This window comes from Streptomyces hygroscopicus subsp. hygroscopicus (assembly GCF_030269125.1).
Classification (GTDB): Bacteria; Actinomycetota; Actinomycetes; order Streptomycetales; family Streptomycetaceae; genus Streptomyces; species Streptomyces hygroscopicus_C.
Genome location: NZ_BSSM01000020.1, coordinates 40,751 through 64,404 on the forward strand (window position 1 = coordinate 40,751; position 23,654 = coordinate 64,404).

A 23,654-nucleotide genomic window follows, 5' to 3' on the forward strand; every position below is an offset into this window, starting at 1 on the left:
CGTTCAGCGCCGCACCGTCCTGCGCAGGCCGCGCGCCTTCTTCGCCACCCTGCGCACGGTCGCGTTGCGCGGGATGAACGCCAGCTGGGCGGGGATACCGCCGGGCAGGGCGAGCGAGGTCAGCCGGCGGCGCTTGAAGTAGCGCGAGGTCCGCGGGCCGAAGTTCGCCGCGAGCCAGGTCTCCGTCTCCGCGCGCAGCCCCGGCAGGATCTTCGACTGCATCGCGAAGCCCACCGCACGCACCAGCGCGCCCAGCCGGTCCACGTCCATGCCCCGGCGCCGCTCGGTGACCGCGGCCGCGTCGGCCAGGTCGGGCAGCAGGGCGTCCACGATCGTGACCGGGATCCGGTTGCTGTTCTCGTACGGCGTCAGCCGCTCCAGCAGCAGCTCGGTGCCCACCCGGGCGACCGGCAGGCCGTAGAGCGCGGAGGCGGTGAGCAGCGCCGTGGAGAAGCAGCCGACGACCAGCGCGGGACGCATCCGCTGGTACAGCACCTCGGCGAGGACCGGCGTGTCCACGACGGTCAGCTCGACGCCGAGCCGCTCCGCCTCCCGCTCCAGCGAGCGGGTGTAGCGGGCCGGGGCGGTGGGGTGCGGCTTGAACACGACCTTGGTGTGGCCCAGCGCGGCCGCGCCCTTCAGCATCCGCACATGCAGGTTCTCCTCCTGTTCGGCGGTGAGGATGTCCAGCGCCGACAGGTACTGCCCGAGCAGCAGCGCGGGCTCCTCGACCTCCGGCGACTCCCCGGCGGCCGAGCCGAGTTCGGCGAGCACCTTGGTGAACGCCTGGGTCGGGACCAGCTCGCCGGGCACCCCGAACTCGGTCAGCAGCAGCGGCGCGAGGCCCGGCACCAGATCCAGGTGGAGCACCCGGTCGACACGCGTGCCGACCAGCGGGTCGATCTTGTTGCGCGTCGGGCCGTAGGACATCAGGCCGTCCGCGTAGACCGTGACCGGCGCCCCGTTGAAGATCTGGCCGAGCGCCAGCGCCGGGTTGACCTGGATCGACTCGACCGCCAACTCGACTGCGTCGTCGCCCAGTCGCCACTCGTGCCGCAGGAAGCGTTCCCACAGCGGCATGTCGTCCACCCGGGGGGCCCAGCCGCCCGGGTGGAACGGGAAGATCGTCTCGTTGTACGAGACCACGTCGTCGAACCGGTCGCGCAGCCGCTCGAACCCCGGCATCTCGTCGGGACCCGGCGTCGTCTCGGGCGTCGCCGCGTTGTTGCAGACCAGCAGGATCCGCCGGTCGGCGGCGTCGAAGCAGCCGGAGTCCAGGGCGGCGGCGAGGGTGGCGATACCGTACAGCGTCGACGCCTGGAAGATCTGGGTGGTCACGCGGCGGCCCCCGCGGCGGCGGGACGGCGGCGCAGCCGGCGCAGCTTGGTCGCGCGCTGGAGGTCCATGGAGTCCAGCGCGTCGTCCAGCACGTCCTGCGGCATGCGGCGCAGCGCGGCGGCACTCAGGGATTTCAGTTTCTTCGCCACCGCGGGCTCGAACCTTTCGATGGATCCCAGATGATGGGAAATGATGGCGCAATACGTGCGGACCGCCTTCGGCAGCAATGCGTCCGCGTCACGGTCCTCGGCGGTTTCCGCGATCACCTGATCGAATGCCCGAATGAAATCGAGCTGGCGCACATCGCCGATCTGGGTGAGCGAGGAGGCGACCCCGCGCCGGTAGAACACACCGAGCAAACTCACCGCGGCGAAGGATTCCGCCTCCCGGTGCAGCTTCCAGATCCACGGCCGGTCCTCGGCCGTGCGCAGCCCGTCGGTGAAGTGCAGCAGGCCCCTGTCGACCAGCCGGCGGTGGTAGGCGCCCGCCCAGGCGAACGCGTAGTCCACCGAGGTGGAGCGGTCCGCGGGCAGGATCGCCTCCCGCGGGTCGAGCACCCGGCCCCGCCGGCCGACCGGCACCCGCTGCACCTGGCGGGCCCGCGCGGTGCACTGCACATGGTCGGTGCGGATGAAGTCGACGCCCAACTCCTCGATCGCGTCGACCAGTTGCCCGAAGTAGCCCGGGGCGAGCCAGTCGTCGCCGTCCAGGAACGTCAGGTACTCGCCGCGCGCCCGGTCGATGCCGGTGTTGCGCGCGGTCGCCAGACCCCCGTTCTGTTCGTGCCGGACGAGGACCGCCCCGGGCAGCTCGCGCTCCGCGCGCGCGAGAATCTCGGGTGTCCCGTCGCGGGAACAGTCGTCGACGAGAATGAATTCGAAGTCCTCACGCGCGTTCGCCCTCAGGCTCCTGAGCGTGTCGGGTGCGTATTGCTGCACGTTGTAGAACGGCACGATGACGGAGAGCTTGACCACGTCAGGGACGTTAGGGGGGATGCCCGTCATTCGTCTTGACGCCTTGCTTGATACTGGGTGAATGGCACATGGCGAAGCCGTGAACCAGGCTTGTTTCCGGGCCTTCCACGAGCCGATTCGTCATCCGGCGGTGTGCTGTTAACCGTTTGTTGCGTTCGGGTTGGGCGGAACGGCGGAATGGCTTCCTAGCGTCTTGGACGTGCCAGCAAGTGCAACGAAGTCCCTGCGGGTCGCCGTCCTCGCGGACTCCGACACCCGGTGGAAGTGGGGCGCGCTCACCGCGCAGCGGCTCACTCCGGCGGATGCCGAGGTCCGGCTCGACGGGTACCTCCTGCGCGGACGAGCCACCCCGACCGCCCGCCAGCTCCAGGAGGTCGGCGTCCGCGCCGACTCCCTCAGCGAGGTCACCGGCGTCGAGTTCCTCCACGCGATGGGCCAAGAGCCTTACGACGTCCTGGTGCTGGCCCTGGTCGGCGGCGGTGTGCAGGCCATGCTGCACGGCCTGCGCACCGTGTGGGGCACCGGCCGGCGGCCCGTCGTCGTCACCGGCTACGTCGGCGTCGTCTACGAGAAGCTCGCCGACGGCCTGCTCCTGCGGCACGGCGCGGACCTGGTCCTCGCCAACTCCCGCCACGACGCGGACCGGTTCCGGGCCGTGTACGAGGGGGTCGGCGCGGACGCCTCCGCGGTCACCGAGGTCGCGCTGCCCTTCCTCGGCGGGGCGCCGTACGCCGGCGAACACGACCCGTACACCGTGGTGTTCGCGGCCCAGCCGTCCGTCCCGGACAACCGCCGCGACCGCACCTACCTCCTCGACCGCCTCATCCGGCACGCCCGCAAGCATCCCGAGCGCGAGGTGCTGCTCAAGCTGCGCTCCAAGCCCGGCGAACACACCACGCACATCGAGGAACTGCCCTACCAGAAGCTGGTCCAGGGCAAGGACGTGCCCGCCAACTTCCGCCTGGTGTACGGGCACATGGGCGAGGTGCTCGACCGCACCGACCTGCTCGTCACGGTCAGCTCCACGGCCGCCCTGGAGGCCCTCCACCGCCGGGTCCCCACGGTCGTCCTGACCGACCTCGGCGTGCGCGAGGCGCTCGGCAACCACCACTTCACCGGCTCCGGCTGCCTCGCCTCCTGGGACCAGCTCGACGCCGGACACCGGCCCGCCCCCGACGAGGAGTGGGTGGCCCGGCAGGGGGTCGCCGCCGACGGCTCGTACGACACCGCCTTCGACGCGGCCCGCGAGCGCATCGCGAAGCTGCTCGACCGGGCGGACGGGCTGCCGCCCCTGACCCCCTACTACACCCCCGAGACCGCGCCCGGCTATCTGCCCGGCATCCTCGCCCGCCACCACCTCGGCCCCGACGGCGCCCCGCTGCCCGGCGCGCCCACCGCCGACAAGGCCCCCGGACCCGTGCGCCAGATCGTGCGCCGGGCCGCGCGCGGCGCCTACCGGCACGGCGTCCAGCGGGTCGCCCCGGTGATCCGGCGGATGGGGGAGCTGTGACCTCTACACAAGGAGTAGACCCCATGTCCGACCCGGAAGCGGGCCAGGGCGCCTCGGTGCGCCGGGTGCTCGCGGTGATCCCGGCCCGCGGCGGCTCCAAGGGCGTGCCCGCGAAGAACCTCGCCCCGGTCGGCGGCGTCCCGCTGGTGGCCCGCGCGGTGCGCGAGTGCCGCGCCACCCGCCTGGTGACCGATGTCGTGGTCTCCACCGACGACCAGGCCATCGCGGCCGCCGCCCGCGAGGCGGGCGCCGAGGTGGTGCTCCGCCCGGCCGCCATCGCCGGGGACACCGCGACGTCCGAGGCGGCCGTGCTGCACGCCATGGACGCCCACGAGGCGCTGCACGGCGCGGCCGTGGACGTCGTCCTGCTCGTGCAGTGCACCAGCCCCTTCATCGTCCGCGAGGACGTGGACGGAGTGGCCGGCGCGGTGCTGGAGAACGGCGCGGACACGGCGGTGACCGTGGCCCCCTTCCACGGCTTCGTGTGGCGCGAGGACGACGCCGGGTCCGCGGGCGGGGTCGGGGTCAACCACGACAAGTCGTACCGTCCCCGCCGCCAGGACCGCCCCCAGGACTTCCTGGAGACCGGCACGGCGTACGCCATGGACGCGGCCGGTTTCCGCGAGCACGGGCACCGTTTCTTCGGCCGCACCGAACTCGTGCGCACCGATCCCGCGCGGGTGCTGGAGATCGACGACCCGCACGACCTGGCGAGGGCCCGCGCGCTGGCCCCCCTCTTCGACGCGGAACGCCCCGGTGCGCTGCCGGCGGCCGACGACATCGACGCGGTCGTACTCGACTTCGACGGCACCCAGACGGACGACCGGGTGCTGATCGACTCCGAAGGGCGGGAACTCGTCTCCGTGCACCGCGGGGACGGACTCGGCATCGCGGCGCTGCGCAGGAGCGGCCTGAAGATGCTGATCCTGTCCACGGAACAGAACCCCGTGGTCGCCGCCCGCGCCCGGAAGCTGAGGCTTCCCGTGCTGCACGGCATCGACCGCAAGGACCTCGCCCTCAAGCAGTGGTGCGAGGAGCAGGGCATCGCGCCGGAGCGCGTGCTCTACGTCGGCAACGACGTCAACGACCTCCCCTGCTTCGCCCTCGTCGGCTGGCCCGTGGCGGTCGCGAGCGCCCACGACGTCGTACGCGGCGCCGCACGCGCGGTCACCTCCCTGCCCGGCGGTGACGGCGCGATCCGAGAGATCGCCAGCTGGATCCTCGGCCCCTCTCTCGATTCCCTCCCCAAGTAAGGACACCCCCTGATGAGCACCAACTCCCGTCTGCGTACGTTCGGTTCGCGCGAGGTCGGCCCGGGTCGCCCCGTCTACATCTGCGGCGAGATCGGCATCAACCACAACGGTGAGCTGGAGAACGCGTTCAAGCTGATCGACGCCGCCGCCGAGGCCGGCTGCGACGCGGTCAAGTTCCAGAAGCGCACGCCCGAGATCTGCACCCCGCGCGACCAGTGGGACATCGAGCGCGACACCCCGTGGGGCCGGATGACCTACATCGACTACCGCCACCGCGTGGAGTTCGGCGAGGACGAGTACCGCCGGATCGACGAGTACTGCAAGGAGAAGGGCATCGACTGGTTCGCGTCCCCGTGGGACACCGAGGCCGTCGCCTTCCTGGAGAAGTTCGACCTGCCCGCCCACAAGGTCGCCTCCGCGTCGCTGACCGACGACGAGCTGCTGCGCGCCCTGCGTGCCACCGGCCGCACGGTCATCCTCTCCACCGGCATGTCCACCCCGAAGCAGATCCGCCACGCGGTCGAGGTCCTCGGCTCGGACAACATCCTGATGTGCCACGCCACGTCGACCTACCCGGCGAAGGCCGAGGAGCTGAACCTCCGTGTGATCAACACGCTGGAGAAGGAGTTCCCGAACGTGCCGATCGGCTACTCCGGCCACGAGACCGGCCTGCAGACCACGCTGGCCGCCGTCGCCCTCGGCGCCGCGTTCGTCGAGCGCCACATCACCCTCGACCGCGCCATGTGGGGCTCCGACCAGGCCGCCTCCGTCGAGCCCCAGGGCCTCACGCGCCTCGTGCGCGACATCCGCACCATCGAGGCTTCCCTGGGTGACGGCGTCAAGAAGGTCTACGACTCCGAGCTCGGCCCGATGAAGAAGCTGCGCCGCGTCACCGGCGTCGTCGCCGAGGCGGAGATCGCGGCCGCGGCCGGCGAGCCGGTCACGGTGTGATTCCAGGTCACTTACGACGGGACGGTCGTACCCCCGATGAGCCCCCGCGCCGGCCGCACCGGCCACCCCGCCCGCACGCTCGCCTTCGTGGAGAGCCCGGTCCAGCTGCTGAACGTCCTGGAGTGGGCCCACCTGCACGGGCTACGAGATCCGGACCCGGGCCCGGCGGGGGGCGCGGGGGCGGGTGCGGACCCGCTGCCGCCGGTCGGCCTCCTCCCGCCCGCCGGTCCCCTGCCCTCCGTGCCCGCGCAGGTGCGGCGGACACCGGCGGGCGGAACGGCGGTGGCGGACGGGGGGGCTCCGGCCGGTGGAGCGTCCGCGGACGGCGGGGTGTCTCCGACCGGCGGGGCGCCGTCGGCCGACGGGGGGTCACCGCCCGGGGGAGCGTCACCAACCGGTGGGACCCCACCGGTTGGCGGTGACCTCACGGTCGTCGTCCTGTCCCCGACCGATCCCATGACCCGCGGCCAGCTGCGCCGGATGGCCGACCTGGCGCGGGACGAGGGCTACCGGGTGCGCTGGGAGGAGGCCCGCGGCGGCCCGACCGCGCCCTTCGCCACCATCGGCGGCCTCGCGGGCCTGCTCCGCCGCGCCGACCGCGTGGTCATGGGCGATCCCTTCTCCCGCTACGTCCAGCTGCTGCTGACCATCACCCGGGCGCGCGACCTGGTGGTGGTGGACGACGGCACCGCGACGATGGAGTTCGTCGCCCAACTCGCCCGCGGCGAACGCCTGGTGCGCTGGCACCGCAAGGGCGGCCGTCCCGGCCCCCGCGACCTGCTCTTCGCGCCGGTCTCCTTCTCGGCCCGCCGCCGCCTGACGCCCAGCGCGCACCGCCGGGTGGAGGTCTTCTCCTCGATGCCGGTGCACGAGATCCCCGAGGGCGTCACGGTCACGGCCAACGACTTCTCCTGGACCCGGGCCCGTTTCGGACCGCCGCGCATCACCAAGGGCGCGGACATGGTGGGCACGTCCCTGGTGGAGACGGGCGTGGTCGACGGCGACTCCTACCTGGAGGCCGTCCGCACGCTGGCCAAGGCCCACGGCACCACCCGTTACTTCGCCCACCGCCGCGAGAGCACGGAGAAACTGCACCGCCTGGCCACCGAGACCGGCCTGGAGATCGTCCGGCCCGACCTCCCCCTGGAACTGATCGCCCGCCGCGGCCCCATCGGCCGTACGATCCTCAGCTTCCCCTCCACGGTCGTCCACACCCTCCCCCTGGCCCTGGCCGGCACCGGCGTCCGCGTCGCGGTGTGCGACATCGACCCGACCTGGCTCACGGAGAACGCGTCACCACGGGCCCAGGGCTTCCTGTCGGGAGTGACGGGGACGGCGCGCGACGTGCACCGACTGGCGTCGGTGAGCCTGGCGTAGGCCCCTCGCCGCGGGCTCCCGGAGGCGTGCCCCCTGGGCTTCGGCGCCGGGTCGGGCACTTCCGGCCGCCGCCGCGCCGGCTCCGATCACGCGTCGGCGCAGGAGCGGAGGCGCTGGGCCAGGGCGTGGACCAGGGTGCGGAGTTCGGCGGGGCGTTCGATGGCGAAGGGGCGGTCGAGGGCGGCGAGGGCCGGTGGCAGCCAGTCGAGGCGTTCCACGCGGAGTTCGACGCGGAGCCAGCGTTCGTCCGTCCGGTCCCCGGTCGCCGTGGGTTCGTCCTCCGTCAGGGTCGCGACGGCGGCCGGGAGGCGGGCACGGATCTGTTCCGGTGTGCCGTGGACGCGCAGGGTCACCGCGTGCCGGTACTCGGCCGTGGCGAAGCCGGAGAGGACGCGCTGGGCGGGATCGGGCACCGGGGGCGCCTCGAAGGAGCCGGGCAGGGCTCTGGCGTCCGTGACGCGGTCGAGCCGGAAGGTCCGGTCCTCGTCGAGCCGGGGGTCGAGGCCCGTCACGTACCAGCGGCCCGCGTGCGCGACGATCCCGTACGCGTGCAGCGTGCGCTCGCTGCGGCGCCCGTCGCGGTCGGTGTACCGGATCGAGACGGGCCGGTGGTGGCGTACCGCGTCGGCGAGGGTGAGCAGGACCCCGGCGTCCGGGGTGGCGGGTTCGCCGGGCCGGTCCGTGAAGGCGAGGGAGTCCAGGAGCGCGTCGAGGCGCCGGACGAGGTGCCCCGGCAGCACCCGGCGGATCTTGGCCGACGCCGTCTCGCTCGCCGTCCGCTCCGTCAGCCCCGCTCGGCGGCCGGCGGCCAGGCCGAGGAGTACGGCGAGTGCCTCCTCGTCACCGAGCATGAGCGGGGGCAGCCGGTACCCGCGGCCGAGCCGGTACCCGCCGTAGCGGCCGCGGACCGACTCCACGGGCACGTCGAGGTCGATCAGCTGGTCCACGTACCGGCGCACGGTCCGTCCCTCGACGCCGAGCCGGTCGGCGAGTTCGGCCACCGTCCGGGTGCCGCCCGACTGCAGCAGCTCCAGGAGGGTCAGCACGCGGCCGGTGGGGCGGGGCGCGCGGCCGGTGCGAGGAGACATGTCCGCAGCGTAACGCGGATAGGGGACCGATTCTGTCCCCTTTTCCTCCTAGCGTTCGGGGCGCAGCGGTTCCCCCAGCCAAGGAGATCACCATGGACTTCGTCTCGATCCGCGTCATCACCGGCGACGTCGAGCGCCTCGTCGGGTTCTACGAGCGGGCCACCGGAGTGCGGGCCGTCCGGGCCACCGAGGACTTCGCGGAGCTCAGGACCCCCCACGCCACCCTCGCGATCGCCGGCACCCGCACCGTCCCGCTCTTCGCCCCCGGCGCCGCCCGTCCGGCGGACAACCACAGCGTGATCATCGAGTTCCGCGTCGACGACGTGGACCGCGTGCACCGGAACCTGACCGGCCTGGTCACCGATTTCGTCAACGAGCCCACCACCATGCCCTGGGGCAACCGCTCGCTGCTGTTCCGCGACCCCGACGGCAACCTCGTCAACTTCTTCACCCCGGCCGTGGCCCGGGGATAGGCCGCCGGGCCGGCGCGAACGTCCGCGCCCGGACGGAGCAGCGGCCGAGGAGGCCGCCGGGCGGGGCGCCGGGGCGCCCGGGGAGGTCATCGAACCCGTGCGGCCGCGGCGTCGGGGACGGGTCTCGCGGGCCGGCGCCACCCGCTCGGGGAGAGGCCGGTGCCGAACGCCGGGCCCCGGTCCGGGGAGCGGGGATCGGGCTCCGGTCCGGGAGGACGCGGGAGGCTGGAGGGTGGTGCGCCGCGTAGTCCCCGGCGATCGCGTCGTGGGCGGCACGGGTCGTCCGGAGGAGGCCCCCGGTCGTATCGGTCACCGGTCGTGACCCTAGTGGGTGCGGGCCGAGTGGAGGTCCGGTTCGTGGACATGGCGAGCGTGACTCGGCCAAGGCGTGGTATGCGTGGAAGGAGAAAAAAGTGGTTTTACCCATCACAGTCCACAGTCATGCGCCCAACGGTCAGATTTTCTTCCCCTGACGGGCTGAACTTTTGTTGATCCAGGGGCAGTTGACCACCCGGGCGTCCTACCCTTCAGAGGGTGAAGCAATTGATGTCCCTAGAGTCCGAGGCCGGCCTCGCGGGGGATGTGCTCCCCGGCGTGCTGAGCGAGTCCCTGCACGCCGAACTCGTCGCCTTCCGCCGCGACTTGCACATGCACCCCGAGCTGGGCAACCAGGAGTTCCGTACGACTGCCGCGATCAAGGAGCGGCTGGAGAAGGCCGGGCTGCGGCCCCGCGTCCTCTCCACCGGAACCGGACTCGTGTGCGACATCGGCCTGGCAGAGGGTGAGCAGCCCGCCGTGCCGGTGCTCGCGCTGCGGGCCGACATCGACGCGCTGCCGATCCCGGACACCAAGAGTGACTGCCCCTACCGCTCCACCGTGCCCGACCGGGCGCACGCGTGCGGTCACGACATGCACACGACCGTGGTCCTCGGCACCGGCCTCGTCCTCGCCGACCTGCACGAGAAGGGTCTGCTCACCCGCCCCGTACGGCTGATCTTCCAGCCCGCCGAGGAGGTGCTGCCCGGCGGCGCCCTCGGCGCCATCGAGGACGGCGCGCTCGACAGGGTCGGGCGGATCCTCGCCGTGCACTGCGACCCCCGTGTCGAGGTCGGCCGCGTCGGGCTGCGCCACGGCCCCATCACCAGCGCCTGCGACCGACTGGAGATCGCCCTGGACGGGCCCGGCGGGCACACCGCCCGGCCGCACCTGACCACCGATCTCGTCACCGCCGCCGCCCGGGTCGCCGTCGACGTCCCCGCGCTGATCGCCCGCCGCGTCGACACCCGCGTCGGGCTGGCCCTCACCTGGGGCCGGATCGAGTCGGGCCACGCCCCGAACGTCGTACCGCAGCACGCGGAGCTGGCCGGCACGGTGCGCTGCCTGGACCTGGAGGCGTGGCGGCAGGCCCCCGACATCGTGCACGCGGCCATCGACGAGGTCGCCACCATGCACCGGGCCAAGTCGGAGATCAACTACGTGCGCGGGGTGCCGCCGGTCGTCAACGACAAGGGCTCCGCCGACCTGCTGCGCCGCGCGATGGTCGCGCGCCGGGGCCGGGACTCCGTGGAGAGCACCGCGCAGAGCCTCGGCGGCGAGGACTTCTCCTGGTACCTGGAGCACGTGCCCGGCGCCATGGCCCGGCTCGGCGTGCGCCGCCCCGGCGAGCGCACCGTGCGCGATCTGCACCAGGGCGACTTCGACGCCGACGAGCACGCCATCACGGTGGGTGTGGAGATGTTCACCGCGGCCGCGTTCCTCTACGACAGCGAGGACTGACAGGGCCGCGGGGGCGACCGCTCCGAGGGGCGGCCCTTCCCGGAACCTCCCCTGGAGCGGCCGTCCCGCTCCGGGGGCGCCCGCCCGTCCCGGCGCAACATGTTCGCAAGCCAATCGTGCGCTGTGCGCAACAGAGGTGTGAGAGGACTCGCAGCACGAGTTCAGACGCTGTTTGCCTCGAATCGATAACGGCTTCGAGAGAGGGTTTTTTGCGACATCTACGCGCGTTACGATGCCGCGAAGCCGTCGCCGCCGGGGTGTTCGGCTCAAGCGCCGACATGGCGCTCAGGTCAGGTGAAGGAGCCTTCCCGTGCGCCGGGTAGCCAAGCTTTCCGCTGCGTGTCTCGCCACCGCAGCCCTCGCCCTTTCCGCCACTGCCTGTGGCAAGACGTCCTCCGAGGAGAACAGCTCGTCCTCGTCCTCGGGCAGCGCCAAGGGTGGTATCAAGATCGGTCTCGCCTACGACGTCGGCGGCCGTGGTGACCGGTCCTTCAACGACTCCGCCGCGCGCGGTGTCGACAAGGCCGAGAAGCAGTTCGGCGGTTCCATCAAGGAACTGACCGCGAAGACCTCGGACACCCCCGCGGACCGGGTGCAGCGCCTCACGGACCTGGCCCAGGCCGGCTACAGCCCGATCATCGCCGTCGGCTACACCTATGCGCCCGCCGTACAGCAGGTGGCGAAGCAGTTCCCGAAGACCTCCTTCGGTCTTGTCGACTCCGTCGTCGACGGCAAGAACGTCGACAGCATCACCTTCACCGAGGAGCAGAGCTCCTACCTGGCCGGTGTCGCCGCCGCGCTGAAGACCAAGAAGAGCCACGTCGGCTTCATCGGCGGTGTCGACAACCCGCTGATCAAGAAGTTCGAGGCCGGTTACGTCCAGGGCGTGCACGACACCAACCCCAAGGTGAAGGTCGACGTCCAGTACCTGAGCCACGGCCAGGACACCTCCGGCTTCTCCAGCCCGGACAAGGGTCAGCAGGCCGCGCAGGGCATGCTCGACAACGGCGCCGACGTCATCTACAGCGCGGCCGGCTCCTCCGGCACCGGCGCCATCGAGGCCGTCCACGGTGTCAAGGGCGCCTGGGCGATCGGCGTGGACTCGGACCAGTACAACGTCCCGGGCATGGAGAAGTACAAGAGCTCCATCCTGACCTCCGCGGTCAAGAACGTCGACGTCGGCGTCTTCGACTTCGTCCAGTCCGTCAAGAACGGCAAGCCGCTGGCGGGCAACAACGTCTACTCCCTCGCCAAGGGTGGTGTCTCCCTGGCCACCAGCGGTGGCTACCTGAAGGACATCCAGCCCAAGCTGGACGCCGCCAAGCAGAAGATCGTCGACGGCAAGATCAAGGTCAAGACCACCCCGTGATCTGACCTGACCGACAGGTGAGGGTCCGGCCGTCCACCGGACCCAGGCTCGGCGCGGGGAGCCGTTCGCGGCCCCTTCGCCGAGCCATAACAATGTGTCAACTCTACGCGTGTAGCACGGAGTTGCCGCGCTAGCGTCGCCGACGCCTGCCCTCCCTCCCCTACGCAGCCCCTTTCCCCGAGGAGAGTGCGCCATCAACGCGTCCAGCCCTCCCGCTGCCGTCGAACTGCGCGGCATCACCAAGCGTTTCCCCGGCGTCGTCGCCAACCGCGACATCGACATCACCGTGGCCAAGGGCACCGTCCACGCCCTGTGCGGTGAGAACGGTGCCGGCAAGTCCACCCTGATGAAGATCCTCTACGGCATGCAGCAGCCGGACGAGGGCACCATCACGATCGACGGCGAGCAGGTCGTCCTGCACAACCCCGCCGACGCCATCGCCCGCGGCATCGGCATGGTGCACCAGCACTTCATGCTCGCCGACAACCTCACCGTGCTGGAGAACGTCGCCCTCGGCGCGGAGAAGCTGTACGGCATCGGCGGCAAGGCCCGCGCGAAGATCAAGGAGATCTCCGACGCGTACGGCCTGAACGTGCGCCCCGACGTCCTCGTCGAGGAGCTGGGCGTCGCCGACCGCCAGCGCGTGGAGATCCTCAAGGTCCTCTACCGCGGCGCCAAGACGCTCATCCTGGACGAGCCGACCGCCGTGCTCGTGCCCCAGGAGGTCGACGCCCTCTTCGACAACCTGCGCGACCTCAAGGCCGAGGGCCTCACCGTCATCTTCATCTCGCACAAGCTGGGCGAGGTGCTGTCCGTCGCCGACGAGATCACCGTCATCCGGCGCGGTACGACGGTCGGCACCGCGGAGCCGTCCTCCACCACCCCCCGCCAGCTCGCCGAGATGATGGTCGGCAGCGAGCTGCCCACCCCGGAGACCGAGGAGTCCACGGTCACCGACGTCCCGATGCTCACGGTCGAGGGCCTGCACCTGAGCCAGACCGACCTCGACGGCATCGAGCGCGTCATCCTCGACCAGATCTCCTTCACCATCCACAAGGGCGAGATCCTCGGTATCGCCGGCGTGGAGGGCAACGGCCAGTCCGAACTGGTCGAGGCCATCATGGGCATGCGCCACCCGGAGACCGGGACCATCAGCCTCGACGGCACCGACATCTCGCAGCGCCCCACCCGCGACCGCCGCGAGGCCGGCATCGGCTACATCCCCGAGGACCGCCACCGCCACGGCCTCCTCCTGGAAGCCCCGCTGTGGGAGAACCGCATCCTCGGCCACGTCACCGAGCGGCCCAACTCCCGGGGCCCGCTGCTCGACATCAAGGGCGCCCGCGCCGACACCGAGCGGATCGTGGCGGAGTACGACGTCCGCACCCCCGGCATCGACGTCACCGCGGCCTCGCTGTCCGGCGGAAACCAGCAGAAGCTGATCGTCGGCCGCGAGATGAGCCACGCCCCCAAGCTGCTCATAGCCGCCCACCCCACCCGTGGTGTGGACGTCGGCGCGCAGGCGGCCATCTGGGACCACATCCGCCAGGCCCGCCGCGAGGGTCTGGCCGTGCTGCTGATCTCCGCCGACCTGGACGAGCTGATCGGCCTGTCCGACACCCTGCGGGTGATGTACCGCGGCCGCCTGGTCGCCCACGCCGATCCCGCCACCATCACCCCCGAGAAGCTGGGCTCCGCCATGACGGGTGCGGCCACCGGCCGTCTGGAGCACGCAGAGGACGACGCCCGATGAACAAGCTGACCTCACGGATCGACAAGGAGCGGCTGCTCCTCGGGATCGCGGCGCCGCTGCTCGCGATCGTCGCCGCGCTCCTCATCACCGCCCTGGTGATCCTCGCGACCGGCAAGAACCCCGGGCCCGCCTTCAGCGACATGCTGACCTACGGCTTCGCCAGCGACAGCCAGGTCTACATCCTCAACAAGGCCACCACGTACTACCTCGCGGGCATCTCGGTGGCCATCGGCTTCCGGATGAACCTGTTCAACATCGGTGTCGACGGCCAGTACCGGCTCGCCGCGTTCTTCGCCGCCGTCCTCGGCGGGGCGCTGACCCTGCCGGGCTGGCTCTCCATGCTGCTCATCCTGATCTGCGCCATGGCGACCGGCGCGGTCTGGGCGGCCATAGCCGGCGTCCTCAAGGTGACCCGCGGCGTCAGCGAGGTCATCTCGACCATCATGCTGAACTCGATCGCCACCGCGGTCATCGGCTATCTGCTCCAGCCCGGCAAGCTGGCCCAGCTCTACCAGGGCGGCACCGTCGTCGCCACCAAGCCGCTCCCGTCGGCCTCGCACTTCTTCCTCATCGACACCGGCGCCTCCGGCGAGCTCGACGGCTTCATCGTCATCGCCGCGATCGTCGGCGTCGCCTACTGGTTCGTCCTCGGCCGCACCCGGTTCGGTTACGACCTGCGCACCGTCGGCCAGTCCGAGAGCGCGGCCACCGCGAGCGGTGTCTCGGTGAAGAAGATGGTCGTCACCAGCATGATCATCTCGGGTGCCGCGGCCGGTCTGATCGGCATGCCGACCCTGCTCAACGAGAGCTACCAGTACAGCAGCGACTTCCCGACCGGCATCGCCTTCACCGGCATCGCCATCGCGCTGCTCGGCCGCAACAACCCGATCGGCATCGCCCTCGGCGCCCTGCTGTGGGGCTTCCTGGAGCGCACCACCAACCACCTGGAGTTCCAGGGCTACGACAAGGAGATCCTCGGCGTCATCCAGGGCGTCATCGTCCTGTGCGTCGTGATCGCCTACGAGGTCGTACGCCGCTACGGCCTCAAGCGCCAGCAGCACAAGGTCGGCGCCGAACTCGCCGCGCAGGCCGCCGCCGCCCCGATGAAGAAGCAGGAGGTGGCGTGATGACTGCCACGATGACCGACGCGCCGCCGCCCGCGGCGCCCAAGGCCGCGGGTGCCGCGCCCAAGAGCTCGGGCCGCTCGCTCGGCCAGATCCTGGTGCTCGTCGCGGGCGCGCTGCTGCTCCTGGCCGCCGTCCGGGTGATCACCGGGTCGCAGGACCTCGACTCCTCGGGTCAGGTCAGCGCCGCCCTCGGGCTCGCCGTGCCGATCGGCCTCGCCGGCCTCGCCGGTCTGTGGTCCGAGCGGGCCGGCGTGGTCAACATCGGCCTCGAGGGCATGATGATCCTCGGCACCTTCGGCGCCGGCTGGGTCGGCTGGCAGTCCAGCCCCTGGCTCGGCCTGCTGTGCGGCATCGGCTTCGGCGTCATCGGCGGCCTGGTGCACGCCGTCGCCACCATCACCTTCGGCGTCGACCACATCGTCTCCGGTGTCGCCCTCAACCTGCTCGCGCTCGGTACCACCCAGTACCTCGCCAAGCTGTTCTTCACCGACGGCGCCGCGTCCAACGCGGGCGGCAACCCGAAGCAGTCCCCGCCCGCGGACACGCTGCCGGACGTCACGGTCCCCGGGCTGTCCGACGGCCTGCAGTCGATCGAGAAGCACCACTGGTTCCTCGTCTCCGACCTGGCCGGCGTCCTCGGCGGCGTGGTCACCCACCTGTCCGTGGTGACCATCCTGGCCGCGGTGCTGTTCGTGGGCAGCTGGTGGCTGCTGTGGCGCACCCCCTTCGGGCTGCGGCTGCGCTCCTGCGGCGAGAACCCGGTCGCGGCGGAGTCCCTCGGCGTCGACGTCTACACCTACAAGTACGCGGCCGTGGCCGTCTCCGGCGGCCTCGCCGGCCTCGGTGGCGCCTTCCTCGCGCTGGTCACCTCGCACACGTACCTGGAGGGCCAGACCGGCGGCCGCGGCTACATCGGCCTCGCCGCGATGATCTTCGGCAACTGGCGGCCGGGCGGCCTCGCCATGGGCGCCGGCCTGTTCGGCTACTCGGACGCCCTCCAGCTGCGCAACGGCGGCACGACCGTGCACGCGCTGCTGCTCCTGCTGGTCGTCCTGCTCGTCGCCCTGGCGGCCTGGAAGCTGTACCGCAAGGCCGCGTGGCACGGCGCGCTCAGCCTGGTCGTGGCGGCGGCCGTCCTGGTCTGGTACCTGTTCACCGACGAGGTGCCGAGCGACTTCGTGGGCGCCACGCCGTACGTCGTCACGCTGCTGGTGCTGTCGCTGTCCGCGCAGCGCCTGCGGATGCCGAAGGCGGACGGCATGCGGTACCGGAAGGGTCAGGGCAAGTGACCGAGAACGCGGCCGGGTTCGACTGGGAGGCGCTGCGCGCCGAGGCCCGGGAGGCGATGGCCCACGCCTACGCCCCCTACTCCGGCTATCCGGTCGGTGTGGCCGCCCTTGTCGACGACGGCCGCACCGTCACCGGCTGCAACGTCGAGAACGCCTCGTACGGCCTCGGCCTGTGCGCCGAGTGCGGCCTGGTCTCGCAGCTCCAGCGCACCGGCGGCGGTCGCCTGACGCACTTCACCTGCGTGGACGGCGAGGGCTCGCTGCTCGTGCCGTGCGGGCGCTGCCGTCAGCTGCTGTACGAGTTCGGCGGCCCGGACCTGCTCCTGGACACCCCCGCGGGCGTCCTGCCGCTCTCCGAGATGCTGCCCCAGGCCTTCGGCCCGGACCATCTCACCAAGTAACTCCCGTACGGCCCTCCTGACGCGGATCAGCGCAGGGGGGCCGTACTCCTTGCACCTCCCGGAAGGACTCCACCAGCCATGGCCATGGACGCCATCTCCGTCATCCGCACCAAGCGGGACCGCGGCGAGCTGACCGACGAGCAGATCGACTGGGTCATCGACGCGTACACCCGCGGCGAGGTCGCCGACGAGCAGATGTCCGCGCTCGCCATGGCGATCCTGCTCAACGGCATGAACCGGCGCGAGATCGCCCGCTGGACGGCGGCCATGATCGCTTCCGGCGAGCGCATGGACTTCTCCGCGCTGGCCCGCCCGACCGCCGACAAGCACTCGACCGGCGGCGTCGGCGACAAGATCACCCTGCCGCTGGCCCCGCTGGTGGCGGCGTGCGGCGCGGCCGTGCCGCAGCTGTCCGGGCGGGGCCTCGGCCACACCGGCGGCACCCTGGACAAGCTGGAGTCGATCCCCGGCTGGCGCGCGCTGCTCTCCAACGAGGAGATGCTGAGCGTGCTCGACGGCGTCGGCGCGGTGATCTGCGCGGCGGGCGACGGCCTCGCCCCCGCGGACAAGAAGCTCTACGCGCTGCGCGACGTGACGGGCACGGTCGAGGCGATCCCGCTGATCGCGTCGTCCATCATGTCCAAGAAGATCGCCGAGGGCACGGGCTCGCTGGTGCTGGACGTGAAGGTCGGCACGGGCGCCTTCATGAAGACCCTGGCGGACGCCCGGGAACTGGCCTCGACGATGGTGGGCCTGGGCACCGACCACGGCGTCCGTACGGTCGCGCTCCTCACCGACATGTCCACCCCGCTCGGCCTCACGGCGGGCAACGCGCTGGAGGTCCGCGAGTCGGTGGAGGTCCTCGCGGGCGGCGGCCCCGCGGACGTGGTCGAGCTGACGCTCGCCCTGGCGCGGGAGATGCTGGACGCGGCGGGCCTGAAGGACGCCGATCCCGCGAAGGCGCTGGCCGACGGCTCGGCGATGGACGTCTGGCGCCGGATGATCGCGGCCCAGGGCGGCGACCCGGACGCCCCGCTGCCCACCTCCCGCGAACAGCACGTGATCACCGCACCCTCCTCCGGCGTCCTGACCCGCCTCGACGCCTACGACATCGGCATCGGCGCCTGGCGCCTCGGCGCCGGCCGGGCCCGCAAGGAGGACCCGGTGCAGGCCGCCGCCGGCATCGAGCTCCACGCCAAGCCGGGCGAGACGGTCACCGCCGGCCAGCCCCTGCTGACCCTCCACACGGACACCCCCGAGCGCTTCGACTACGCCCTGGAGGCGGTGTCGGGCTCCTACGACATCGCCGAGCCGGGCACGGACTTCGCGGCGACGCCGGTGGTGCTGGAACGTATCGCCTGACCTGCGGTTTCCTCGTACGGGTGAACGGGATCGGTGGACCTGCACCGATCCCGTTCGGCATGCTGGGACCGGTGACGCACCGATGAGGAGACCCGCCATGAGCGCACTTACCGTGAGCCAGGACCCCGACCAGAGCTGGGACGACCTCGTCCGGTTCTGGGAGGAGACGAAATGGCCGGAGGGCAGCAAGGTGGAGATCATCGAGGGGATCATCACCGTGTCACCTTCTCCCGCGTTCCGCCACAACGTGATCACGGAACGTGTCCAGCGTCGCCTCTACTCGGTGATTCCCGACGACTGGGGGGTATTCCAGACTCTCGCCGTCGCCGTACCGTCACGACTGGGCATGTTCATCCCCGACCTCCTGGTAGCCCCGGTAGGGGACTGCGCGGAGACGGACACACACATCCCCGCTGCTCTGGCCGAACTCGTCGTCGAGGTGACCTCCAGGTCCAACGCCCGCCACGACCGCGTCAGCAAGCCCGCCGCCTATGCGACCGCTGGGATCCCGCTGTACCTCCTCATCGACCGCTGGGCTCCCGGAGGCCCCACCGCGACCCTCTACGGGGAGCCGAGGGGTGAGGTCTACCGGGTCCTGAGCGCTGTCAAGTTCGGCGACCCCCTCAAGCTCCCGGCACCGTTCGACGTCACGATCGACACCGGCGAGTTCCCTGTCGACTGACTCTCACCCCAGCACCGCCGCCACCGCCACCAGCACCGGTACCGAGACCACCGTCGACAGGAGGATCGACTCGCGGGCCAGGGACTGGCCCACGTGGTAGCGGCCGGCGTAGGTGAAGAGGTTCTGGGCGGCGGGGAGGGCGGAGGTGACGACGACGTCGAGCAGGGGGGCGCCGTGGAGGTGGAAGAGGGAGGCGGCGAGGGCCCAGGCGGCGAGGGGCTGGCCCAGGGACTTCAGGGCGACGGACAGCAGGACGAGTCGGCGGTCCCGGCCGCGCCAGGGGGCCGTGCTGCCGTGCAGGGACATGCCGAAGGTCAGCAGGGCCGCCGGGACGGACATGTCGCCGAGGAGGGTGAGCGGGTCGAGCACGGGGCCGGGGAGTCTCCAGCCCGCCGCGGAGACCACCACACCGGACAGGGAGCCCACCGCGATCGGGTTGCGCAGCGGGGTCAGCAGCCGCCGGCCGAGCGTGCTCTTCTCGCCCATGCCGGACAGGTCGAGCACCGTGAGCGCGATCGGCGTGACGAGGACGACCTGGAAGAGCAGCACCGGCGCCACGAGGGACGCGTCGCCCAGGACGTACGCCGCGATGGGAATGCCCAGGTTGCCCGAGTTGACGTAACCGGAGCACAGCGCGCCGATCGTCGTCCGGCCCACACCCCACCCCCGCACCGCCCCGGCCACCACGAAGACGGCCGAGACCGCCGCCGTGCTCAGCGCCGTCACCAGCAGGCGGGCGGAGAAGAGCACCGAGAGGTCGGCCTTGGCCAGGGTGGTGAACAGCAGCGCGGGACCGGCCACCATGAACGCCAGCCGCGTCAGCACGTCCACGCCCTGTGCCCCGAGCGTCCCGCGCCGTTCGAGCGCATAGCCCGCCCCGATGACGATCGCGATCACCGCGAACCCGCTGAGTACCCCCGTCACGGCCACCACACTCCAGCGCGGGACGGGAGTCGGTCAATGTGATTCCTGTGGTGCCGGGTCGCGCCGGGTGGCCTAGGCCGCGCGATGAGTTACGCGCGGCCCGGCCGTCTACCCCTGCGTGGACGCCGAGGAACCTCCCGTGCTGGTGCTGCCCGGACCCGTCGGCCGGGGCGAGGTGCCGTTGCTCTGCGACGCCGTACGGTCGGCGCTGGAGCGCACCGGCTCCCGGGTCGTCGTCTGCGACGCGGGCGCGCTCGGGCCGCCGGGCCTCGCCGAGGTGGACCTGCTGGCCCGGCTGGAGCTGACCGCCCGCCGGGCCGGCGGGCGGGTCCGGCTGCGCGCCCCCGGCCCCGCGCTACTCGCCCTTCTCGCCCTCGCCGGACTCCGCTTCCAGGTGGAGGGGCAGCGCGAAGAGGGGGAACCAGCGCCGGGTGTCGAGGAAGCAGTGGAAACCGGTGATCCGGCCCTCTGACAGCTCCAGCACCTGCACGGCCCACGGGGCGAACCCGCCGCCCTCCGGGTCCGGCTTGTAGTGCGCGAACCCGGGCAGCCCGTTCGCCCGCACCGGCAGCAGCCGGGAGCCGGCGCAGGAGGCACCCAGCGTGCTCATGAAACCCGTGATGTCGGCCGGACCGCGCAGCCACAGGTCGAACGGCGGCATCGTCATGACCGCGTCCTCGTGCAGCAGCGCCGTCAGCGCCGTCATGTCGTACCCCTCGAACGCCTTCACATAGCGCTCCAGCAGCTTCTGCTGCTCCTCGTCCAGCGGATCGGACACCTCCCCCTCGGCGCTCGTGTCCGCCCGGTCGGCGAGCGTGGCCCGCGCCCGCTGCAACGCGCTGTTGACCGAGGCGACCGAGGTCTCCAGCAGTTCGGCGACCTCGCTCGCCCGCCACGCCAGCACCTCGCGCAGGATCAGCACCGCCCGCTGCCTGGGCGGCAGCCGCTGCAACGCCGCCATGAACGCCAGCCGCACCGACTCCTTGGCTATCGCCGCCTCCGCCGGATCGTCCACCGAGGGCAGCACCCGCGCGTCCGGCACCGGTTCCAGCCAGGTGTGATCCGGGCGCGGCGACAGCGCCGCCTGCGCGAGCGGGGTCGCGGCGGTCAGATCCATCGGCCGCGCCCGCTTGTTGCCCGCCGCCAGCATGTCCAGGCACACGTTCGTCGCGATGCGGTACAGCCAGGAGCGCAACGAGGACCGGCCCTCGAACCCCTCGTGACTCCGCCAGGCCCGCACCAGGGTGTCCTGCACCGCGTCCTCCGCCTCGAAGGACGAGCCGAGCATCCGGTAGCAGTACCCGGTCAGCTCGGTCCGGTGCTTCTCCAGCGCGACATCGATCTCCGCCGTCGCCATCCCGTCACCCATCGTCCACCCGCCCCTGTGGCCGTCCGGCGCCTTCGCGCCCCGGACTTCGGAAGCTACCGCAGCCCACTGACAACGCCCGCCGGAGGCCACAAAGGACCAGGTCAGACCAGTTGTTTCAGGGACATGAGCAGATGCTGGTGAGCGGCGGCCGCCCCGGTGCCGACGAGCAGCGCCCGCTGCCCCGCCCCGAGCAGTTCGATGCGCAGCCCGGGGCACTCGAAGGAGTTCAGCGCGTCCAGCAGATACGCCGGGTCGAAGGCCACCGACGCCTCCCCGGCGCCCCGCAGCACGGCCGGCAGCCGCTGCGCCGCCACGTCGTCCCCGTACCCGGCCCGCACCAGCAGCGAACCGTCGGCCGCGGCGAAGTCCAGCCGCACCGGGCTGTTCGCCTCGGCGACCACCGCGACCCGCCGTACCGCCTCCGTCAGCGCCGCGGCCTCCACCTCGGCGACCGAGGCACCCGGCAGCTCGAACAGCGCGCCGTACCCCGGAAGCCGGCCCTCCAGCCGCCGCAGCAGCGTCCGCGCGCCCCCGCCCTCGAACCCGACCGTCCCGGCCCCCGCCGCCGGTCCCGCCCCCGGGTCCAGCAGGACGCGTGCGGACCCGCAACGCGCGAGCCCCCGCGCCGTCTCCAGCAGCCGCCGGGCGGGCACCAGCACCTCCACCGGCTCCCCGGCCGACCCTGCCCGCGGCTTCCACTCCAGCCGCCGTACGGCATAGCGGTACCGGTCGGACGCCGACAGGGTCATCTCCTCTCCGTCCAGCCGGAGCCGGACCCCCGTGAGCGCCGGCAACGTGTCGTCGCGCCCCGCCGCGACCGCCACCTGCCCGACGGCCGTCGCGAACGCCTCCGCGTCCACCGCGCCGTACTCCGGGGGCGCCTCGGGCAGCGCCGGATACTCCTCGTACGGCAGTGTCGACAGCCCGAACCGGGTGCCGTCCGCCTCCACCGTGAACCGCGCCCCCTCCAGCGCACAGCTCACCGGGCCCTCCGGCACCACCCGGCAGATGTCGAGGAGCCGGCGCCCGAGGACCAGCACCCGGCCCGCCACGCCCACCTCCGCCTCGGCCCGCACCCGGGCCGTGGTCTCGAAGTCGGAGCCGGACACCGTCAGCCGCCCCTCCTGCGCGGTCAGCAGCAGGCCGCCCAGCACGGGCACCGGCGTCCGCGCCGGCAGCGCCCTCGCCGCCCTGCCCACGGCCTCCGCCAGATCCCCGCGCGCGATCCGGAACTCCATACGGCAAACCCCCCGCTCGACGGCCCTGTTGTCCCGGCGACGCTATCCGCGCCCACTGACAACCGGCCCCGAACAGGGGGTACCGCGCGATCACCCACGAGGCGTCACACCGTGACGGGCTCCCGCCGCTCCGCCACCCGCGCAGCCCGCGAGCCGAGCACCGTGAGGGTGACGACGCCCAGGATCGCGAGGAGGCCGACGCTCACCGTCCCCAGCCAGCCGTCCGCGTGGAAGGCCACGGCGCCCACCGTGCTGCCGGCGCTGGAGCCGATGTAGTAGGCGGACTGGTAGAGCGCGGAAGCCTGGGCGCGGCCGTGGGTGGCGGTCTTGCTGACGGCCGAGGAGGCGACCGCGTGGCCGGCGAAGAAGCCCGCCGTGATCAGCACCAGGCCGAGAAGGACGAGGGGCAGGGACGCGCCCAGCGAGAGGAACAGGCCCGCCGCGGTCGTGCCACCCGCCAGGTACAGCGCGCCCCGGCGGCCGAGCCGGCCCACCAGGCGGCCCGCCGTGGACGCGGAGACCGTGCCCACCAGGTAGACCAGGAAGATCGACCCCACGATGCCCTGCGGCAGGCCGAACGGCGCGCCCGTCAGCCGGTAGCCGATCACCGTGTACACGCCACCGAAGACCGTCATGAACAGCGCGCCGATCGCGTACAGCCGGCGCAGCAGCGGGTCGGAGAGGTGGGCGCGGACCGTGCCGAGCAGCACGCGCGGACGCAGCGAGCCCGCCTTGAAGTGCCGCGGGGCCGGCAGCAGCAGCCGGAACGCCACCGCGCATCCGACCGCGATCACCCCGATCACACCGACCGCCACCCGCCAGCCCCACAACTGCGCCACCCAGCCGGTGATCACCCGGCCGCTCATGCCGCCGACGCTGTTGCCCGCCACGAACAGGCCGATCGCCGTCACCAGCGCGCGCGGCCGCACCTCCTCGGCCAGGTACGCCTGGGCGGAGGCGGGCAGTCCCGCGAGCGCCGCGCCCTGCACCGCGCGCAGCGCCACCAGCGCGCCGATCGAGGGCGCGAAGGGCACCAGCAGGCCGACGGCCACCGCGACCGCCAGCGAAGCCGTCATCACCGTACGACGCCCGAAGCGCTCCGACAGGGCGCTCATCGGCAGCACGAACAGCGCGAGCCCGCCGGTCGCGGCCGCCACGGTCCAGCTGGCCTCGCTCGCCGCGACCCCGAGGTCCTCGGAGATCAGCGGCAGCAGGGCCTGGGTCGAGTACAGCAGGGCGAAGGTCGCGACCCCGGCGAGGAAGAGGGCGAGGCTCATCCGGCGGTAACCGGGGCCGCCCGGGGTCATGCGGGAGTCGGGGACACCGGTGTCCGAGGAGGTGGTGGCGACGGGAGACGCGGCGTCCAGGGTGGCGGACGCCCCGGTACTGGCGGGAGACAT

21 protein-coding genes are annotated in these 23,654 nt (G+C 72.1%); 14 read left to right on the forward strand and 7 right to left on the reverse strand.

Going from position 1 to position 23,654, the window contains the following annotated elements; all coding sequences use genetic code 11:
- Nucleotides 1-3 precede the first annotated feature (3 nt).
- Both QSK45_RS32975 and QSK45_RS32980 read right to left on the reverse strand, forming a co-directional pair.
- Nucleotides 4-1,338: a polysialyltransferase family glycosyltransferase gene (locus QSK45_RS32975; protein WP_285562577.1), complete on the reverse strand. Its 1,335-nt coding sequence runs from the start codon at nucleotides 1,336-1,338 to the stop codon at nucleotides 4-6.
- Nucleotides 1,335-2,312, reverse strand: a complete 978-nt coding sequence (locus QSK45_RS32980) for a glycosyltransferase family 2 protein (protein WP_285562578.1) — start codon at nucleotides 2,310-2,312, stop codon at nucleotides 1,335-1,337. The genes QSK45_RS32975 and QSK45_RS32980 overlap by 4 nt, the downstream gene beginning before the upstream one ends.
- Nucleotides 2,313-2,511: 199 nt before the next feature.
- On the opposite strand from QSK45_RS32980, the gene QSK45_RS32985 reads away from it, so the two are divergent.
- Genes QSK45_RS32985 through QSK45_RS33000 form a run of 4 tightly spaced genes read left to right on the forward strand, consistent with a single transcriptional unit; the run spans nucleotide 2,512 to nucleotide 7,403 of the window.
- Nucleotides 2,512-3,822, forward strand: a complete 1,311-nt coding sequence (locus QSK45_RS32985) for a DUF6716 putative glycosyltransferase (RefSeq protein WP_285562579.1) — start codon at nucleotides 2,512-2,514, stop codon at nucleotides 3,820-3,822.
- A 23-nt stretch (nucleotides 3,823-3,845) separates the two neighbouring features.
- Nucleotides 3,846-5,075: an N-acylneuraminate cytidylyltransferase gene (locus QSK45_RS32990; protein WP_285562580.1), complete on the forward strand. Its 1,230-nt coding sequence runs from the start codon at nucleotides 3,846-3,848 to the stop codon at nucleotides 5,073-5,075.
- Between the two features lie 12 nt (nucleotides 5,076-5,087).
- The gene (locus tag QSK45_RS32995; protein ID WP_285562581.1) at nucleotides 5,088-6,026 is read left to right on the forward strand and encodes an N-acetylneuraminate synthase family protein; all 939 of its coding nucleotides are present in this window, start codon (nucleotides 5,088-5,090) and stop codon (nucleotides 6,024-6,026) included.
- 36 nt (nucleotides 6,027-6,062) lie between these two features.
- On the forward strand, nucleotides 6,063-7,403 hold the full coding sequence (locus QSK45_RS33000) for a hypothetical protein (protein ID WP_285562582.1): 1,341 nt from the start codon (nucleotides 6,063-6,065) through the stop codon (nucleotides 7,401-7,403).
- 86 nt (nucleotides 7,404-7,489) lie between these two features.
- On the opposite strand, the gene QSK45_RS33005 is transcribed toward QSK45_RS33000, so the two are convergent.
- The gene (locus QSK45_RS33005; protein ID WP_285562583.1) at nucleotides 7,490-8,491 is read right to left on the reverse strand and encodes a helix-turn-helix transcriptional regulator; all 1,002 of its coding nucleotides are present in this window, start codon (nucleotides 8,489-8,491) and stop codon (nucleotides 7,490-7,492) included.
- A gap of 92 nt (nucleotides 8,492-8,583) precedes the next feature.
- Between QSK45_RS33005 and QSK45_RS33010 the strand changes: the two genes are divergently transcribed.
- From QSK45_RS33010 to QSK45_RS33050, 9 genes are all read left to right on the forward strand, one after another.
- Nucleotides 8,584-8,964: a VOC family protein gene (locus QSK45_RS33010; RefSeq protein ID WP_285562584.1), complete on the forward strand. Its 381-nt coding sequence runs from the start codon at nucleotides 8,584-8,586 to the stop codon at nucleotides 8,962-8,964.
- A 546-nt stretch (nucleotides 8,965-9,510) separates the two neighbouring features.
- Nucleotides 9,511-10,740 (forward strand): amidohydrolase, encoded by a 1,230-nt coding sequence (locus QSK45_RS33015; protein ID WP_285562585.1) that lies wholly within the window; start codon nucleotides 9,511-9,513, stop codon nucleotides 10,738-10,740.
- 310 nt (nucleotides 10,741-11,050) lie between these two features.
- Entirely contained in the window at nucleotides 11,051-12,109 is a 1,059-nt protein-coding gene (locus tag QSK45_RS33020) for a BMP family lipoprotein (RefSeq protein ID WP_285562586.1), read from the forward strand.
- A gap of 226 nt (nucleotides 12,110-12,335) precedes the next feature.
- On the forward strand, nucleotides 12,336-13,862 hold the full coding sequence (locus QSK45_RS33025; protein ID WP_285562666.1) for an ABC transporter ATP-binding protein: 1,527 nt from the start codon (nucleotides 12,336-12,338) through the stop codon (nucleotides 13,860-13,862).
- Nucleotides 13,859-14,989 (forward strand): ABC transporter permease, encoded by a 1,131-nt coding sequence (locus tag QSK45_RS33030; RefSeq protein WP_285562587.1) that lies wholly within the window; start codon nucleotides 13,859-13,861, stop codon nucleotides 14,987-14,989. The genes QSK45_RS33025 and QSK45_RS33030 overlap by 4 nt, the downstream gene beginning before the upstream one ends.
- A complete protein-coding gene (locus QSK45_RS33035; protein ID WP_285562588.1) occupies nucleotides 14,989-16,278 on the forward strand; it encodes an ABC transporter permease in 1,290 nt (429 codons plus the stop codon). Before QSK45_RS33030 ends, QSK45_RS33035 begins: the two co-directional genes overlap by 1 nt.
- Nucleotides 16,275-16,679, forward strand: a complete 405-nt coding sequence (locus QSK45_RS33040; RefSeq protein WP_285562589.1) for a cytidine deaminase — start codon at nucleotides 16,275-16,277, stop codon at nucleotides 16,677-16,679. The genes QSK45_RS33035 and QSK45_RS33040 overlap by 4 nt, the downstream gene beginning before the upstream one ends.
- Before the next feature lie 78 nt (nucleotides 16,680-16,757).
- Complete coding sequence (locus tag QSK45_RS33045) at nucleotides 16,758-18,041, forward strand: thymidine phosphorylase (protein WP_285562590.1); 1,284 nt, start codon at nucleotides 16,758-16,760, stop codon at nucleotides 18,039-18,041.
- A 97-nt stretch (nucleotides 18,042-18,138) separates the two neighbouring features.
- Nucleotides 18,139-18,723 carry a Uma2 family endonuclease gene (locus QSK45_RS33050; protein ID WP_285562591.1) on the forward strand — a complete coding sequence of 195 codons (585 nt, stop codon included), beginning with the start codon at nucleotides 18,139-18,141 and terminating at the stop codon, nucleotides 18,721-18,723.
- Between the two features lie 3 nt (nucleotides 18,724-18,726).
- Here QSK45_RS33050 and QSK45_RS33055 read toward each other — a convergent pair whose 3' ends face one another.
- Complete coding sequence (locus QSK45_RS33055) at nucleotides 18,727-19,647, reverse strand: AEC family transporter (protein ID WP_285562592.1); 921 nt, start codon at nucleotides 19,645-19,647, stop codon at nucleotides 18,727-18,729.
- 139 nt (nucleotides 19,648-19,786) lie between these two features.
- Here QSK45_RS33055 and QSK45_RS33060 point away from each other — a divergent pair, with 139 nt between their 5' ends.
- Nucleotides 19,787-20,119, forward strand: coding sequence for an STAS domain-containing protein (locus QSK45_RS33060; protein ID WP_285562593.1), 333 nt, complete (start codon nucleotides 19,787-19,789; stop codon nucleotides 20,117-20,119).
- Here QSK45_RS33060 and QSK45_RS33065 read toward each other — a convergent pair.
- The 3 genes from QSK45_RS33065 to QSK45_RS33075 form a co-directional block, all read right to left on the reverse strand.
- Nucleotides 20,003-21,016 carry a sigma-70 family RNA polymerase sigma factor gene (locus QSK45_RS33065; protein WP_285562594.1) on the reverse strand — a complete coding sequence of 338 codons (1,014 nt, stop codon included), beginning with the start codon at nucleotides 21,014-21,016 and terminating at the stop codon, nucleotides 20,003-20,005. The two genes, QSK45_RS33060 and QSK45_RS33065, sit on opposite strands and share 117 nt — an antisense overlap.
- A 101-nt stretch (nucleotides 21,017-21,117) precedes the next feature.
- Nucleotides 21,118-22,254, reverse strand: coding sequence for a DNA polymerase III subunit beta (gene dnaN / locus QSK45_RS33070; RefSeq protein ID WP_285562595.1), 1,137 nt, complete (start codon nucleotides 22,252-22,254; stop codon nucleotides 21,118-21,120).
- Between the two features lie 104 nt (nucleotides 22,255-22,358).
- Nucleotides 22,359-23,654 (reverse strand): MFS transporter, encoded by a 1,296-nt coding sequence (locus QSK45_RS33075; protein WP_285562596.1) that lies wholly within the window; start codon nucleotides 23,652-23,654, stop codon nucleotides 22,359-22,361.